Below are 17,447 nucleotides of genomic sequence, written 5' to 3'. Positions count from 1 at the left end.
TTTTTTGCCTCTAGATGTGTGTTTTTATTCTTACTTGCCTTTTTTCTCTAAGTAATTTCCGGTTGTGACACTTGGGGTGCGGAAGGTGGGTTGTATCGGCTGACAATGCGATTGTATCAACTTGCTACGCCTGCCTAATGAGTATGATCTGGTCGCACCTCTGTTAAATGCGATCGCCTTGCCATCACTCTGGTAATCTCTCTAACGCCTCCCGTGCGATCGCCCCCCAATATTCATCCTTATACTCAACATATATCTCCAACACTGTCTACAAATGAACCCTCGCCTCTGCGTATGTTTTCTTCTGCTTCTGCAAGCGTTCCTAAACTGTGGTAGGTGAATGCTTGGGAATAGCGATCGCCAATCTAAACTTTGATTTTTAGCTTACAATTTAGTAATATAGCCAGTTTTGTACAAAATCTCCAAATGCTGACAGAGTATATTCAAGCAGCTTTGCACAGAGCAAACTATGAAATTTTAGAAGATGGTACTTTTTATGCAGAAGTACCTGAATTGCAAGGATTATATGCGAATGCATCTACATTGGAAGCTTGCAGAGAAGAGTTAAAACAGTCTTTAGAAGAGTGGATTGTTTTAGGACTACAGTTAAGGCATAATTTACCGGAATTAGACGGAATCTCTCTTGCTTTGAAAAAGGATGCGGCTTAATGCCAAACTTTGGGCCGATTAATCGCAGGGATTTAATTTATTACCTGAAAAAACTTGCTTTTGAAGGTCCTTACTCAGGTACAAAACATCAATTTATGGTTAAAAATGAACTGAGATTAATCATTCCTAACCCCCACGAAGGAGATATCAGCAAAAGCTTACTGGCAAAAATTTTAAAACAGGCTCAAGTTAGTAGAGATGAATGGGAAGCGCTTTAAACAAGCGATCGCCTTGCCATCACTCCGGTAATCTCTCTAACGCCTCCCGTGCGATCGCCCCCCAATATTCATCCTTATACTCAACATATATCTTCAACGCTGTCTGCAAATGAACCCTCGCCTCTGCGTAGTTTTCTTCTGCTTCTGCAAGTGTTCCTAAACCGTGGTAGGTGCTGGCTGAAGAATAGCGATCATCAAATTCAATTTTGATAGCCAAAGCTTGTTGGTAATTGCGCCGCGCCTCCTCAAATTCCTGCAAATCTTGGGCAACTCTTCCCGACTCGTGGTAAGTGCTAGCAGAAGAATAGCGATCGCCTATTTGTTGTTCAATTTCTAGACACTGTTGATAGAAAGTTGTCGCCTGTGTAAATTGTCTCAAGTCTCGATAAACATTCCTCAGTTTAAACAAAGTAGCAATCTCGCCGCGAGGATTCTGAAGTTGTTGTGAAATACTTAAAGATTTTTGATAATAAGCGATAGATTTATTTTAATCTTGGTAATCACAAGCTTTTAAGGGGAGTTGGGAGGATGTTCAAAACATTAAAACGTTAACCGAACTGTATTGGGAGTGGTTTTGTTAAAATGGCGATCGTTTATGAACCGCGTTATTGAATATAAGCTGCTGACAATATTCAGAATTATATTCAATTGTCAATCCTCCAAAAGAGAGAATATATATTATTTACGCTTACTTAATTCTGCTCAACCAAATTAAAAGGTTGCTCATGGTCGTTTTTGCTCAACTACACTGATTTATTTTAAACAAACCTTCTTCTCTACATAAATTTTAACACTTAAAACTGGATGATAATTTCTGCATCATAGATAGATCTGAGCAACTACAACGGTTTGCAGAACGTCCTGAGGAGGTGATACGCAAAAAAGATGTCAGGCTAAGTTTTATTGAGTTGATCGGGCTTGAAAATCTCTTAAAAGCTATCCTGAAAGGGGAGTAGTAACTATTTTAATTACAAGTAATTGGACAATATTTAGAGCAAAAATTACATCTATATATAGATATTTATCTAGATCATCAACAAACAATATAATAAATTAATTTTTGTAATTGAGAATGTGCTAGTTTTAAAATAAAACTTAGCACAGTAAGCCAATTAAAAAAATATGCTATCAAGTGCTTTAATATCATACAAAAATTATATGGAACAAGTAATTACTGCAATTGCAGATGCTTTATTTATAACCAGTAATTTAGGAGAAATAAAAAAAGTAAATCGTGCTGCTCAAAAATTATTTGGTTTCAGTGAAGAAGAATTAATTAATCAACCAATGTCACTGATAATTGATGAGAATCAAGTATTAACACAAGCCATTTATCGACATTCTTCTTTTAAGCAAAATTCCCAGAATTTCGAGGTAGTTTGTCGAACTAAAACTAGAGAAAAACGGTTGATTGCTTTTTCTTGTTCAGTAATTCCGAAAAAAATAAAAGGATTAGAAGATATAGTCTACATTGGTCGGGATGTTACTGCTCGGCAGCACCGGGAACAGCGTACAAGTACCCAGTATGCTATCACTCGGATATTATCAGAATCCCAGAGTGTAAAGCAGGGAATTCCGCAAATTTTGCAGTCGATTTGTCAAAATTTGGGATGGGATTTAGGCGAACTTTGGACACCTAGTCAATATATTGGCACTTCGGTACAGGGAGACAGTATTAATGCAGTATTAAGGTGTGTGGAAATTTGGTCAAGTCGAGTAATTTCTGTGCGAGAGTTTAAAGCAATCACCTGGCAAACTACCTATACACCCGGTGTTGGCTTACCTGGTCGAATTTGGATCAGACGTTTGCCCTTGTGGATTCAAGATATCACAGAAGATGGAGACACTCGGCGATCGCAACCTGCTGCTGAGGCTGGATTACACGCAGCTTTTGGCTTCCCCATCTTAGACGATAGTGAAATCTTAGGAGTGATGGTTTTCTTTAGCCGAGACGTACAACCAAAAGATAAAGACCTATTGCAATCGGTGGGTTCAATTGGTAGTCAAATCGCCCAGTTTATCAAACGCAAACAAGCAGAAGATGCACTTGTAGAAAGTGAAGAACGATATCGAGATTTATTTGAAAATGCTAATGACCTGATTCAATCGGTCAATGCCTCTGGTCGTTTTTTGTATGTGAATCGTGCATGGCGAGAAACTTTGGGATATAACGAAGCTGAAATTGCGAATATGACTATTTTCGATATTATACATCCAGAGTGTAAACAAGATTGTTTGCAAAGGTTTTATCGCCTGCTGTCAGGAGAAAAGTTCAATCAAATAAAATCCGCATTCGTTACTAAAGACGGTCAAACAATCTTTCTAGAAGGTAATGTTAACTGTAAATTTGTCGAAGGTCATCCAGTTGCGGTTCGCGGCATTTTTCGCAATGTCACCCAGCGACTAGCAGCAGAAGAAGCGCTGCGCCATCAGCAGAAAGAAACCGAACGTTTATTGCTGAATATTTTGCCAGCCGCAATCTCCAAACCCTTGAAACAAGAACCAGCTAATATTGCCGAAGACTTTGCTGATGTCACAGTTTTATTTGCAGATATTGTCGGCTTTACCGAAATTACTGCTTCTATGAGTGCAATTCAAGTGGTAAACTTACTCAACCAAATTTTCTCAGCTTTCGATCGCCTCACCGAACAAGATGGTTTAGAGAGAATCAAAACCATTAACGATGCTTATATGGTAGTTGCTGGCTTACCTACACGCCGCCTGGATCATGCTCAAGCGATCGCCCAAATGGCATTGCACATGCAAACTGCGATCGCTCTATTTAATACTGAGAATAACCAAAACTTCAGTATCCGTATCGGCATCCATAGCGGTTCCGTAATGGCGGGAGTAATTGACCTCAACAACTTTACTTATGATTGGGGAGACACGATAAATATCGCTAGCTGCATGGAATCCCAAGGTCTTGTAGGTAAAATCCAGGTTACAGAAAATACTTATAAGTCTTTGTGTGATGAATTTTTATTTGAAAAGCGGGGTGAAATCGAAGTTAAAGGCAAAGGGGAAATGACAACTTATTTGTTGATTGGAAAGAAGAGATGAGGGGCATTAGTCATTAGTCATTAGTTATTAATTCTTCTCCCTCATCTTCCCCTGCCCCTCTGCCTCTTCCCTACTCCCTAATGAGTATTCGGAATCAGCCGACCACAGGGATAAGTCGCTGTTTGCTGTGAAGCATTTTCAGCCACTGCTGCTGGAACCTGATCTGATGGTCGGGTTTTGGCTGCTAGATAGTCTTTTTGCAGTTTATCCAAAATGGCTTCTCGCCTGTCGTACACACGCTTCAGGGGACGAGGCTGGCACTTGTTAAGAACATACGCTGTTACCAGTGGTAGAGCGATCGTGCTATCGGTATAACAAACAATTGCGTTAGGTAACTCTTCCGGGTCAATCTTACCCCAGCTGACGGCTTCCGATGGGGTTGCACCAGACAAACCGCCTGTATCTGGACGCGCATCGGTAAACTGCACAAAGTAATCGTGTCCTCGTTCTTCTAGTCCTAATACCTCGTGAAGTTGCGGTTGAGTTTGTAACAAAAAGTTTTTCGGACTACCGCCACCGAGAATTACAGCCGCACTTTTACCTCCTGATTCACGGGCATTATATGCGATCGCAGCCGTCTCATTTACGTCAATTGATGGATCTAAAACCAACTGCGAACCTTCCAAAGCTAAAGCCGCCACGTTCATCCCAATTGAGCTATCTCCTGGAGAAGACGTATATATAGGCACCCCATACTCATAAGCTGTAGCAAGCAAGCAGGAATGCTGCACACCCAGTTGCTTTTCTACTTCCCGAACATATTTACCCAGTAAATAGTGAAACTCAGCAGTTCCCATCCGCTTCTGAAACGCTTCTCCTTGCAGAATCTTGCGGATGAACGCATCAGTTTCCAGCAGCACATCGTAACCAAAGATAATGTCATAAATGCGAATAGTGCCTTCCTGGCGCAGTTTCACATCATCCAAAAACGGATTACCAGTAAAGAGATCAAAACCCAAACCGTAGTGCATATCGTGGTAAAGATTTGCACCAGTGCTAATCATCCAGTCAATAAAGCCATTGCGAATTAAGGGTGCAAGTGCTGAAACCCCGAATCCGGCTGGTGTCATCGCACCGGAAAGGCTAACTCCCACTGTGACACCTTCCGTTAGCACATCACGACTCAGTAGTTGGCAGATTTCCCGCAACCGGGCTGAGTTGTAAGCGGTGAAGTATTGATCAATCAAATCCACCACATTGATATCATTTGATATAGGTGTTGGTGCAATTTTTTGACCCAGCTGTTTAGACATTTTGGCACTCCCGAACAGTAAACACGCCGAATCTAATGCTATCTAGCTTTCAAGCAAAGTAACAGCAATTTAACTAGCCCATATTATCAAAAAACACTACGACGACTGAGATTAAATCGTGTCACATACCTCAACGCCTACAATTGAGGGAATTTCACTGAAAATAGTTTCCGAAAATATTAAATTTAATGGAAGATTTAATAGATCGAGAGAGGTGTACGCTAGCTAGATGGGAATGTGTCAACAGAGGACTCAACCAATGGGATATGTAATTGCTACTGCAAATATGAAAGGTGGCGTTGGTAAAACCACCCTCACCGTCAACTTAGCTACCTGTTTAGTTAAAAATCATGGCAAGCGGGTGCTTGTCCTTGATTTAGACACCCAAATTAGCGCCACACTCAGTTTGATGTCGCCTTTAGATTTTGCCAAGCGTCGTAAACAAACTAAGACATTTAGGTATCTGATAGACGAAGTTATCAATCCAGACCCACAAGCAAAACTGACAATTCAGGATATCATTCAATCCCCGGTTTGTAATCTTCCCGGACTGGATTTATTACCAGGAGATATCGACTTGTATGATGAATTTCTTGTGTCAGAAATGCTGCATCAACAAGCAACTGCTTTGGGTGAGCAGGACTTTGAAATGGTTTGGAATCGCTTTGAAAGAGTCTTGATTAATAACATCTTAAAATCAGTCCGTCAAGAATATGATTTTATCCTTCTCGATTGTGCACCAGGCTATAATCTATTGACTCGTAGCGCTTTAGCCGCCAGCGATTTCTACATACTTCCTGCTAAACCAGAACCTTTATCTGTAGTAGGTATTCAACTGCTGGAAAGACGCATTGCCCAATTAAAAGATAGTCACGGGCATGAAACCAAGATAGATATAAAAATGCTGGGAATTGTATTTAGCATGTCCAGTGCTAACCTTCTCACTGGCAGATACTATAAACAAGTGATGCACCGCGTTGTTGAAGATTTCGGTGTAGAAAAAATTTGTAAAGTACAAATACCAGTTGATGTCAATGTTGCTAAGGCTGTTGATAGTTTTATGCCAGCTGTTTTAATTGCTCCTCAATCAGCTGGTTCAAAAGCGTTCTTTCAGTTAACTCAGGAGTTGTTGCAAAAGCTATAGCAAAACTAAAACATTTGGAAATATAGCAATCCTAAATCATTCGTGAAAAACAATATCCGCAAGTTTTCTAAAAAGTGGGGAACCTGAAACTGGCGATTTGTACGAATCAAATAGGATTGCTATAACACGATTTTCGACTTGTTAAATAAGTCGAAAATCTGAACCTTTCAATTTTCCCAAATCAATTAGAGTTGCTATTTATTGTCTGCAAAAATAAAAAGTGGTAAGTGGTAATAAGTAAGTTATCTTTTCCATAAGTTCAGCAGTTCTACTGAAGCTATATGCAGGGAGATTCAGCTATTGAGTGAAAAGGCCAGTAAATTTCACTAAGAAACAATGGTTACTAACAATTCTGTACACGAAGAGATAAATCAGGACTTGGTAATACGCCTACCACGGACTCTGAGTTATCTGGAAACCTGGGGCTTTGGCTTAACGGGTCATGTGGGATGGATTGGTACTGCTCCCATGATTCATGCAATGTTAGGGCCTAAAGCGATCTTAGTTTGGTTTTTTGGCACGATTATTTCCTTTTTACTTAACTTGCAGGTACAAAGTTTAGGTAGACATTGGTCAGATGTGGCTGGAGGAACACCAAACTATACCACAAGGTTATTAAAGAACTTTCCGGGCTTAGGTCGTTACGTAGCCTTAGGATACTTTTTTAGCTGGGCAGCTGCACCGGCACTGTATGCGATTATTCTCACAGACCTAATTAAAGTCAGTTTTCAACCATTAGGTATTTCTTGCCCAGAAACTTTATTAAGAGTTGCATTTACAGCGATTCCTTTTATTGTGGCATTCAGTGGCAGCCGTGCTCTAGCGCTCCTGCATTTATTTTTTGTATTACCAGCGATTTTATTACTGCTTTTGTTTTGTACTCAAGGCGTAGTATCGTTAGCCTCCTCACCTGATAATTTTAAATTTATCTCAATTAACATACATAGCCTGAGTTTTGGAGAATGGGCAAAGTGGTTTTTTCTGGCTAGCTATTCAATTTATGCTTGTGAAACCACTTCTTCTTTTGTTGCTGATAGCCGCCACCCATATAAAACTTTAAGGTTCTTAAGCATAGCTGCTTGGCTAATTCCTCCGGTGTTTTTAGGTGGTTCTTGGGTATTAATGTATTCGCCTCAAAATCCAAAAATAGACGATGCATTCTCAAATCTGGTAGCGGCTTCTGAGCCTTTTTGGGGTGAATATGCCCCCTTTCTAGTAACACTTCTGATTAGTATATCTTGCCTTCTAAGTTCTGCTACGGCAGTTTCCAACTCTCCTCGGATCTTATACCAACTTGCCTTAGACAAACAGCTTTCTCCCATATTTGCATTAGTTTCCCGCCAAGGTGTCCTTGAGCCTGCTATCTTAGTTACCTTTATAATCAGTTTGCTTTGTCTAAATTTGGGAAATGTACCTCAACTTATCACAGTAGCAGGCACCTGTTATCTCATGTCCATTATGGGATTACATCTGGGATTATGGCTGTGTCGAGACAAACCGCAGGTGTTATGGCCTTGGTGGTCACTTGGTTTTTTCTTTGTAGAAGCGGTAGTTCTAATAGTGGGAGGTTTAGCTTGGGGTCGGAGAGATTTTTTAGTGGGATTATTATTACCCATTGTTCTGATCATCGCAGATGTAGCGCTACGTCGCTTAAGATTTGCGCCATTACACCCGGAATGGTGGACACAGCGTTACGACATTAGGTCTAGTAGAAACAACTCAGACTTTGTGGTACTACAGGTGATTGTCTTAGTATCATTAATTTGTATTACTACCACAAGCAGTTGGGTTATCCGCGATTTATTAGATAGACTTTCTGATAATCCTAAAAACTCTTTATTAGCTATTCTACTAGTGACACTTTCTTTTATGGGGGTAGCGATCGCTTGCTGGACAACTCTACCACAAATTGTTGCTATTGATGAGGCACGCAAACAAGCAAGAAGCCTATTTATCACTACTCTCGATACCGTTCCAGATACTGTTTTAGTCTTAGATGAAAACGGTATAATTTGTCAGACAAATGCCGCTGCTGAAAAATTATTTCAAACAAATGTTCGGCAGTTGCTTGGGCAAAACTTGAATCAGCTCTTAATATGCTATCACGGCAAACCGGAGCAATGGTCTATTAGGAGTGAGCAAACCTTAAAAATAAACGAAGGTCTACGAATTGTTGAATCGACTATTTCACAGCCATTTAATTCCCCGTTACGAGAGTATATTGTTATTGTCCGTGACATTACTAAGCGGAAGTTAATCGAGGAAGAATTAGTTCAATATCGTTATCAGCTTGAACAGATGGTTATAGAACGTACCATTAAACTTATTAAAGTGAATAAACAGCTTGAAAAAGACATTATCAAGCGTCAGCAAGTACAAGAACAATTACAGCACAATAGTTTTCATGACGGGCTAACCGGATTACCTAATCAACGATTATTTATAGAGCGAGTACAGCAGGCGATAGAACGTACTAAAGAGCAAAAAAATTATTTCTTTGCCGTACTCTTCTTAGATATAGACCGCTTTAAAGTTGTTAATGACAGCCTTGGACATCTACAGGGAAATCAACTTTTGATTGCAATTTCTCATCGACTAAAGTCAGTTCTGCGAGTTGAAGACATAATTGCCCGTTTTGGCGGAGATGAGTTCACAATCTTAATTGAGGAAATTAAAGATATCAGCACCGCCATAGAGGTAGCCGAGCGAATTAAAAAGGTGCTAGCTTTGCCATTTAAATTAAATGAGCATAGGGTGTTTACTAATGCTAGTATTGGCATCGCTTTAAGTAAAGCAGATTATGAGCAAGCAGCGCAGATTCTACGCGATGCCGATGTGGCAATGTACTGTGCCAAATCACTTGGGAAGGCACGCTACGAAGTGTTTGACCCGAAGATGCACGAGAGTGCATCTTTGCTCTTGGAGTTAGAAACTGCTTTGCGAAGTGCACTGCTCAAGCAAAAAGAATTTAGCCTTAATTACCAGCCAATTATTTCACTGACAACTGGCAAAATTATTGGATTTGAGGCACTGATACGTTGGCATCATCCAGAACGAGGACTTATTTCCCCTGAAGATTTTATTCCCCTGGCCGAAGAAACTGGAATGATTGTTAGTATTGGGCAATGGGTGCTTTATGAAGCGTGCCTCCAAATGCACATATGGCATAAACAATTTCCTACCTCACTACCCCTGACAATTAGTGTAAATTTTTCTGGTAAACAAATCACGCAACCCGATGTGTTTAAAGAAGTTAAACATATTTTGCAGGAAACTGGACTAAAGCCATCCAGTTTGAAATTAGAGATTACTGAAACCTTGTTGATGGATAATTTTGAATTAGCTACCACTGTACTTTCCCAGTTAACAGCGCTGAATGTCGAGTTGCACATGGATGATTTTGGTACTGGCTTTTCATCCTTGAGTTATCTGCACCGTCTACCAATCAAAACCCTTAAAATTGACCGTTCTTTCGTCACTAATATAGGTAGTCGAGGAGAAAATTTAGAAATTATTCGAGCTATTGTGACATTAGCTCATAATTTGAATATGTCTGTAACAGCAGAAGGGATAGAAACTGTAGAGCAATTAGCACAGTTAAAGGCTTTACAATGTGATTATGGGCAAGGATATTTTTTCTTACCACCTATGGAACATGCAGAAATAGAAATACTACTTGCTGGCAACTTATGCTACAAAAACTTTTTAAAGACCTAAAAACTTGGGATCAAATTCTGTTTAAAGGATGTTTGAAAAGTATTGTTGGTAATCACCTCCCAAACCTAACCCCCTAGCAAGCTTTCCCTATGTTAGCATTGGCGAACGCAAGAGCCTCTCTAGGAGTTGCGGCACGAAGTGCGGGAATGGAGGTTTCAAAGTCTCTTAGGAGTGGGGGAGAGGAATAGAAACGGGGTTTCTAGTATACTTTGCCACTTTTCAAACATCCTCTTAGAAAAATATCTCGTAAAATTGGGCGATTAATTTCACCTGATAATCTATATTAGTGTAGTACTGGCTGTCGCTGAAAATGTTCTGCGTTATTAAGTAACCCTTCTTCTAATAAAAGTTCATTAATAAAAATATCGATTTTATCCCGATCAATATTCTGCATGACTATCATGTGTGCCCAATTTTCAAAAACTGCTAGCTGCCATTTTTTAATTAACCTTTGAGAAGGTTTTTGAAACACTACAGTATTGGAAAAATTATTTAACATGCATGGATATTCTCTGATTTGAAGTTGTTGGAAAAGATATTGGGCATTATGAATACAGGTCTTTGCTTCTCTAGCTAATCCATCATCACCTCTTGTTTGCACTGCATACCAGAGAATCAAGGGAGTATGGCCGTTTCTAGAACCCAGAATTGTTGTATCTGTTGAACCAATATATTCAATTATTGTTTCAACTTTTTCTACCCATTTCTTCTTAGTTAAGACTACACCACAAGGTAATGGAGAACCAATGAATTTAGCAGAAATAGCGATACTATCTATGGGTTTTTGAAAGTTAACTTGCGGAGCGTCATCTAAAAACGGTAATATTAATCCTGAAAGTGCAGCATCACAATGAATGTAATAATCTTTAATCTGATTGCGCTCTAGAATTTCTAGAACTTTGTCTAAGTTATCAATCGCACCCTTGACAGTAGTCCCAATATTTAAATTTATGATCGCTGGATAACTACGATTCTCGCTAAGTAGTTGCTCAAAATGTTCATAATTCATCTCTCCATTAATTTGTGAATTGACAATATTATGTTGGATGCGGAATAATTTAGCTGCTTTGGGTATGGAATAATGAGAGTCTTGTGATGAGTAAAGAATCCCATTAGGGTAAATTTCTCTTGCTAAAAACATTCCATATAAATTACCTTCAGTTCCGCCAGCAGTAACATAACCCCAAAACTGACTTTCTGGAATCTTATAGAGTTCAGCAAAAAAAGATAATACTTCTTGTTCAAATTTACGAGAATGGAGACCAAAATCTGGCTCGACATATGGATCTCCAGCATTATTTAACAGGAAATTGAAAAATTTTGCGATCGCACTGTAATCACAACTTAAATTATATGGATAGCCTGCATGAAACTGCGATCGCTGTTCTATTTGCAACAAAAAATCTGCCAACTCTTTAGCAATTCTATCTGACATATCTCTGTATCTCCTAAACTTTGAGTTAATTCATGTTTGAGTCGAAGTTCTAGCCGTTAATATAATGTCTTTATAATTTCTCAACATCAGTATTAATTAAGTTTTTTCCTGAAAAAATAAATAAGTGGTAATACGGATATAATATTCAGTGTAAATACTCAGACGATTTGTCTATTTGTGTTCTATCATTCAAAAGCACAATTACCAAGCTAAATCTCAGATTTATCCATATTTAAATCTCAATCAAACTCTTAAAGGGTTAGTTTGACATTTAAATATGGATAAAATATTGCAGCAAAATTGCTTTTTGAGATTACAAATTAGCGAATGTTCTACTGAGACTCACACATAGGTGGAGTAGTACCTAACGACTAGTACACTGTGGCAGAAGTTTGCCTACCTTTAACAAGGAGATTTTGCCCCTTGTTAATTGAAATGGTAGTGGATTTACGCACCCGCTTTACTATAAATCGTGGCTATACACACGAAGTCCGCATGGTGCGCTAGCAAGTGCGATATGCGGACTTCATCAGCTAAAAGTGCATTTAGATTTTTGCTTTTAGAACTCTCCGGCTAAAGCTGCAACACACCGTTCGCAAATTAGGGGATGTTCTGCTGATTCTCCCACATGAGTAGAGTAGTTCCAGCAGCGATCGCATTTTTGCCCATCTGCGTTTACTACACCAATTCCCCAGCTATCTGATTGCAAGTTATATTTCAAGCCTTGCAGTGCTTCTGGAGTATCTAATACTTCTACTTGGGAGGTGAGGAACAGATAACGAAGTTCATCGATACCGTTACCACTAACTGGATTTAGTGCTTTTATTGAGGAGCGTAAATCCTCATTGGCTACATAAAGCAAGGCTTTCGCTTCTAGAGACGAACCAATCAATTTTTCTATCCTGGCTTGCTCTAATACCTTATTCACCTCAGTACGAATTTGCCGGACTTGTTGCCAAAATTCTGCTAATTCAGGATTACGCCATTTTTCGTCTACCTGCACCCAACCGGCTTCAAACACCGATTTGTAAGGTGTTTTGTAGGGGAGATATTGCCAGATATCTTCGGCGGTGTGGCATAATACTGGAGCGATCGCTCGTGCTAAATTATCTATTGCTATCTTCAGCACTGTTTGACAACTGCGACGGCGGAAAGCATCGATTGCACTGATGTACAACCTATCTTTGGCAATATCTAAATAAAAGTTGGATAAATCCACCACGCAGAAATTCTGCACTGTTTGGAAAAAGCGGAAGAATTGGAAACTCTCAAAAGCTTCAGTGACTTCCTCAAACACCTCGGTGATGCGGTGCAGCATATAACGGTCAAGTTCTGGCAATTCCTCGAAGGGGACTGCATCTTTTTCCGGGTCAAAATCATGCAAGCTACCCAACAAAAACCGCGCTGTATTGCGAATTTTGCCTCTGACATCGTTCAGTTGCTTGATGATGTTTTTACCAATGCGGACATCGCCGGAGTAGTCTACCGATGATACCCACAACCTCAATACGTCTACACCGTAAGCCGGTTCTGCTTTTTGATTTTTCCCACCTTCAATGATTATATTTGGGTCAACCACATTTCCTTCTGACTTACTCATCTTCCGCCCTTGTTCGTCCAAAGCAAAGCCATGAGTTAGCACAGTTTTGTAAGGCGCAATGTCATTTACCGCTACACTGGTGAGCAAGCTTGACTGAAACCAGCCGCGATGTTGGTCGGAACCTTCCAAATACATATCAGCAGGGTAGCGTAACTCTGGACGCTGGTTGACGACAGCTGCCCAAGATGAGCCAGAATCAAACCATACATCCATTGTGTCTGTACCTTTGCGGTAAGACTTGCCATTTTGGCGATAGGATTGGGGTAATAACTCCTCAACCGATAACTCCCACCAAGCATCAGAACCAATTTCTGCGATGATTCCTTGGACGTGGTTGATAATTTCTTCATTCAGCAGTACTTCCCCAGTTTCTTCCTCGTAGAAAACGGGAATTGGTACACCCCAACTTCGCTGACGAGAGATACACCAATCGGGACGTTCCGCCACCATTGGCGTGATCCGATTTTCACCTTGGGCTGGAATCCATTTTACTGTTGCGATCGCATGAAGCGCTTCTTCTCTAAATCCTTCCACGGAAGCAAACCATTGTTCAGTCGCGCGGAAAATCGTCGGCTTCTTCGTCCGCCAATCATAAGGATACTTGTGAGGGTATGCTTCTTCCTTCAACAAGGAACCAGCCACTGTTAAGGCATCAATCACCGCCTGATTACCATCACCCAGCACATTCAACCCCGCAAATTGTCCTGCTTCTTCGGTAAAATTGCCATTGTCATCCACTGGTGCAAGGATAGGCAAACCGTAGCGCTGACCAACAATGTAGTCTTCTTGACCATGACCGGGTGCAGTATGTACCAACCCAGTACCTGATTCAGTAGTAATGTAATCACCGCCAACAACAATCGGACTTTCACGGTCAAATAGAGGATGACGGTAAGTAGTATGTTCTAAATCATTCCCCTTAAACGTGGCTTTTAGAGTTAACTCAACTCCCAATGTCGAAGATAAACGTTCCACTAAATCAGCCGCAACGATGAGATATTTGAAATTACTCTGCGCTTTTGCCTCTGGGTGGGAAACTTCCACCACTGCATAGTTCAAATCTGCATTCACCGCCACCGCCAAATTCGCCGGAATTGTCCAAGGTGTAGTCGTCCAGATAGCCACACCCAAATCTGACTGATATTCTGCCAATAGTGGTTTTACAGCTTCTGCCAAACTTGTAACTGGAAAAGCTGCATAGATACTGCGGGAAATGTGACCTTCTGGATATTCCAACTCAGCTTCAGCCAAAGCGGTTTGAGAACTCGGACTCCAGTGAACCGGCTTCAAACCGCGATAGATGTAGCCTTTTAAGAACATCTGACCAAACACACCAATTTGAGCCGCTTCATATTCCGGCTTCAGAGTTAGATAAGGGTTGTCCCAATCACCCCAAATACCGTAGCGTTTAAAATTTTGACACTGGTTATCTATCGTAGTTAGGGCAAATTCTTTCGCTTTTAAGCGCAGTTGTAAAGCCGTCAAATTTTGCCGTTCTGCTGACTTCATGTTCTGCAAAACTTTCAACTCAATTGGCAAGCCGTGACAATCCCAACCAGGGACGTAGCGAACTTTACGCCCTTTTAGCAGTTGGTAGCGGTTAATAATATCTTTGAGAATTTTATTTAAAGCATGACCAATATGGAGTAAGCCATTAGCGTAGGGAGGCCCATCGTGCAGTATAAATAATTCGCCAGGGTTATTTTTGGAGAGGCGATCGTAAATTTTATTTTCTTCCCAAAATTTTTGGATTTCAGGCTCACGCTTGATGGCGTTTGCCCGCATCTCAAAGTTAGTCTTGGGTAGGTTTACAGTATCTTTGTAACTTCCTGGTTCGGTCACAGTCTCATGCCTAGAATTAGGTGTGCAGGTTTTATCAATTATAGAAGATGGCATGAAAACCAAAATATGCTATTTTACCTTTTTCCGAGAGAAGGCTGCCGCCATAATCTATTGATTTGGCGGCGATAGGGCACTCGCTTCAATTCGGCAAACCTTGCTAGTTAGCTGTAACGCTTCTAGACATTTAGGGGACTAATCAGGAATTTCGCGGAGGTTGAGAGTTAATCAACAGAAAGTAGTATATTTTTCTGGATTCGCCTAAAACTATCCAAACGTTTCGTTTGATTAGAAGAACATTCCCTAAAAAAAAGTTATGTATTGCAAAAAATAAATCATTTTTTTTTAGTTTCACTTAAGTTACGTATAACTTAAGTAAAATTCCCGTAATTTTATTTAAGTAGAGGTAAAATCATTCCTAGCAAAAAGGCAGGAGCAGCATTTTTTAATTGGATATCCACTAGCTTACTATCAATAAGAATTTTTGAAGGAGTAGATTAATTATGACTAGCAAGTTATTTCTGAGTAAGTGGAAGCGAAACTTCAAACTGTATCTCCCCTTTGTCTTTATTGTAACACTACTGGCTGGAATTATATTTTCCAAATTGAGTATAACTATGGCTGCTGATTCGCGGCTAGATCCAAGAACTCAACCGAAGTTCATCAATTCGCTGCCCTCTCTAGGGAGGATAGATGCTACAAAGGGTGGTCACTTCGATGTAGAGATGGGAGAAACTAAGCAATGGCTTGGATTATATAGCAGTCCTGGTGCAGATGGCATATATGGTACAAAGGATGATGCACGCTTGAATACAAAAGTTTGGGGGTATGGCTTAAGAGGGCAAAAGGCTGTTACTTACCCAGGTTCCACATTCGTGACACGAAAAGACGTACCGATTGAAGTGCTGTGGGACAACAAACTACCAAAAACTGGACATCTTTTCCCAGTAGACAAGAGCATCATTACAAAATCGGTTGAAAACGCTCTTTCCAAAGGGCTTGTACCTACAGTGACGCATGTGCATGGCGGTCATACTGAGTGGACTAGCGACGGATATTCCGAAGCTTGGTTTACCCAAGATTTCTCACAAACCGGACCCAGTTGGGTTAAAAAGAACTATAGTTATGCAAATGACAATAAGCGGGCAGCAACGCTTTTATATCACGACCACATTCTCAGTAACAATCGTTTAAGTCTATACGCTGGTCTTGCAGGCTTCTACCTGCTAAGGGATAACAACGAGATTAATCTGATCAATCGCAACATTTTGCCCAGTGGTAACCACGAGAAAGAACTGATCATCCAGGATCGGGATTTCACTGCGAAGGGTCAGCTTTACTACCCACCTGGTTCAAATTATCCAGATGCTCCATATCCAAGTGTAGTACCCAATTTCTACGGTGATTTCATCCTAGTAAATGGTATGGCATGGCCAAAGCTGGCGGTAGAACCGAGAAAGTACCGTTTACGTTTGGCAAACGCTTCAAATTCGCGCTTCTACAACCTGAATTTCAACGACTCGAAGGAAAAGTTTTACGAAATCGGCACCGAACAAGGCTTATTAGAAAAACCGATCGTACTTGAAAATTTAGTTCTTGCTCCAGGTGAACGCGCTGATGTGATTGTTGACTTCACTGGCGATTCGGGAAAAGAGTTCATCATCAGGAACTTTGATGATAAAGCCGATTCCGAGCTTACAGGTCAGATAATGAAAATTGCAGTCGAGCAACCACTTTCAAATGTTCCAAATGCTACAGTCGATACCAATGAAAGTGATGGACTGACAACACGTTTGCTACCTGACAAGATAATACCTCCTGCTCAAACCGGACTGACTCGGCAACTGGTTCTTTTTGAGAATATGGATGAATACGGTCGCAAGCTTTTAGAGCAAGGTACATTGGCAGACGGCTCATTGCGCTATGACGAGCCAACTACTGAGAAACCAAAACTCGGCACAACTGAAGTTTGGGAATTATACAACACGACACAAGAGCCACACCCAATTCATTTGCACTTGGTTTCCTTCCTGATTCTAAATCGACAGAATTTTGCTGGCAGTGCAGTCCCAATTATTACAGACTCTCGTAAGACTAAGCTATTTCTACAAAATGCTGGTCTAATCGGCAGTCCTGAGCCTCCACCACTTTATGAGAAAGGTTGGAAAGATACCGTAGTTGTTAACCCAGGTGAAGTTGTTCGCATTATTGCCACCTTCGACAAACCGGGGTATTATCTTTGGCACTGTCACATCCTAGAACACGAAGACTTCGATATGATGCGACGCTTTCAAGTTGTGGCAACTCCCTAGAACACTAATTCAGTAATCCTTAAAAGACCTCTCACAAATGCCCCTCCCCTACGAGGCTACGGGGTGTTTAGCTTCCCCTTCTTTGTCTGTCCCTCTCCCAAGCTTGAGAGAGGGATTGCACATAAAACAATAGACATCTGTTGAAATTAATTATGTCTTGCCCGAAATCCTTGGTAGGTACAATTGATGAATTATGC

General features: G+C 40.6%; 10 protein-coding genes. 6 read left to right on the top strand and 4 right to left on the bottom strand.

Annotation, left to right across the window (positions count from 1 at the left end):
* Positions 1-426 precede the first annotated feature (426 nt).
* Positions 427-669, top strand: a complete 243-nt coding sequence (locus V7K46_RS09990; protein ID WP_334693691.1) for a type II toxin-antitoxin system HicB family antitoxin — start codon at positions 427-429, stop codon at positions 667-669.
* Positions 669-887 carry a type II toxin-antitoxin system HicA family toxin gene (locus tag V7K46_RS09985; RefSeq protein WP_335112605.1) on the top strand — a complete coding sequence of 73 codons (219 nt, stop codon included), beginning with the start codon at positions 669-671 and terminating at the stop codon, positions 885-887. The genes V7K46_RS09990 and V7K46_RS09985 overlap by 1 nt, the downstream gene beginning before the upstream one ends.
* 19 nt (positions 888-906) lie before the next feature.
* On the opposite strand, the gene V7K46_RS09980 is transcribed toward V7K46_RS09985, so the two are convergent.
* A complete protein-coding gene (locus V7K46_RS09980) occupies positions 907-1,296 on the bottom strand; it encodes a tetratricopeptide repeat protein (protein WP_335112603.1) in 390 nt (129 codons plus the stop codon).
* A gap of 749 nt (positions 1,297-2,045) precedes the next feature.
* On the opposite strand from V7K46_RS09980, the gene V7K46_RS09975 reads away from it, so the two are divergent.
* Complete coding sequence (locus V7K46_RS09975; protein WP_335112601.1) at positions 2,046-3,950, top strand: adenylate/guanylate cyclase domain-containing protein; 1,905 nt, start codon at positions 2,046-2,048, stop codon at positions 3,948-3,950.
* A gap of 77 nt (positions 3,951-4,027) precedes the next feature.
* Here V7K46_RS09975 and V7K46_RS09970 read toward each other — a convergent pair whose 3' ends face one another.
* A complete protein-coding gene (locus V7K46_RS09970) occupies positions 4,028-5,203 on the bottom strand; it encodes a homospermidine biosynthesis protein (protein ID WP_335112599.1) in 1,176 nt (391 codons plus the stop codon).
* A 259-nt stretch (positions 5,204-5,462) separates the two neighbouring features.
* Between V7K46_RS09970 and V7K46_RS09965 the strand changes: the two genes are divergently transcribed.
* Both V7K46_RS09965 and V7K46_RS09960 read left to right on the top strand, forming a co-directional pair.
* On the top strand, positions 5,463-6,347 hold the full coding sequence (locus V7K46_RS09965; protein WP_335112597.1) for a ParA family protein: 885 nt from the start codon (positions 5,463-5,465) through the stop codon (positions 6,345-6,347).
* Between the two features lie 336 nt (positions 6,348-6,683).
* The gene (locus V7K46_RS09960) at positions 6,684-10,064 is read left to right on the top strand and encodes an EAL domain-containing protein (RefSeq protein ID WP_335112595.1); all 3,381 of its coding nucleotides are present in this window, start codon (positions 6,684-6,686) and stop codon (positions 10,062-10,064) included.
* A 283-nt stretch (positions 10,065-10,347) separates the two neighbouring features.
* Here the strand turns inward: V7K46_RS09960 and V7K46_RS09955 are convergent, their stop codons facing one another.
* Positions 10,348-11,499: a histidine decarboxylase gene (locus V7K46_RS09955; protein WP_335112593.1), complete on the bottom strand. Its 1,152-nt coding sequence runs from the start codon at positions 11,497-11,499 to the stop codon at positions 10,348-10,350.
* A gap of 559 nt (positions 11,500-12,058) precedes the next feature.
* Positions 12,059-14,941 carry an isoleucine--tRNA ligase gene (gene ileS, locus V7K46_RS09950; RefSeq protein ID WP_335112610.1) on the bottom strand — a complete coding sequence of 961 codons (2,883 nt, stop codon included), beginning with the start codon at positions 14,939-14,941 and terminating at the stop codon, positions 12,059-12,061.
* A gap of 500 nt (positions 14,942-15,441) precedes the next feature.
* On the opposite strand from ileS, the gene V7K46_RS09945 reads away from it, so the two are divergent.
* Positions 15,442-17,250, top strand: a complete 1,809-nt coding sequence (locus V7K46_RS09945; protein ID WP_335112591.1) for a multicopper oxidase family protein — start codon at positions 15,442-15,444, stop codon at positions 17,248-17,250.
* The last annotated feature ends 197 nt before the right edge of the window (positions 17,251-17,447 follow it).

This window comes from Nostoc sp. (assembly GCF_036917395.1).
Classification (GTDB): Bacteria; Cyanobacteriota; Cyanobacteriia; order Cyanobacteriales; family Nostocaceae; genus Nostoc.
The sequence above is the reverse complement of the archived record's forward strand: the minus strand, read 5'-3'. Positions and strand labels throughout refer to the sequence as shown.

Coding starts and splice junctions, on each gene's coding strand:
- V7K46_RS09990 (WP_334693691.1), top strand. CDS start 427: ATGCTGACAGAGTATATTCAAGCAGCTTTGCACAGAGCAAACTATGAA.
- V7K46_RS09985 (WP_335112605.1), top strand. CDS start 669: ATGCCAAACTTTGGGCCGATTAATCGCAGGGATTTAATTTATTACCTG.
- V7K46_RS09975 (WP_335112601.1), top strand. CDS start 2,046: ATGGAACAAGTAATTACTGCAATTGCAGATGCTTTATTTATAACCAGT.
- V7K46_RS09970 (WP_335112599.1), bottom strand. CDS start 5,203: ATGTCTAAACAGCTGGGTCAAAAAATTGCACCAACACCTATATCAAAT.
- V7K46_RS09965 (WP_335112597.1), top strand. CDS start 5,463: ATGGGATATGTAATTGCTACTGCAAATATGAAAGGTGGCGTTGGTAAA.
- V7K46_RS09960 (WP_335112595.1), top strand. CDS start 6,684: ATGGTTACTAACAATTCTGTACACGAAGAGATAAATCAGGACTTGGTA.
- V7K46_RS09955 (WP_335112593.1), bottom strand. CDS start 11,499: ATGTCAGATAGAATTGCTAAAGAGTTGGCAGATTTTTTGTTGCAAATA.
- V7K46_RS09945 (WP_335112591.1), top strand. CDS start 15,442: ATGACTAGCAAGTTATTTCTGAGTAAGTGGAAGCGAAACTTCAAACTG.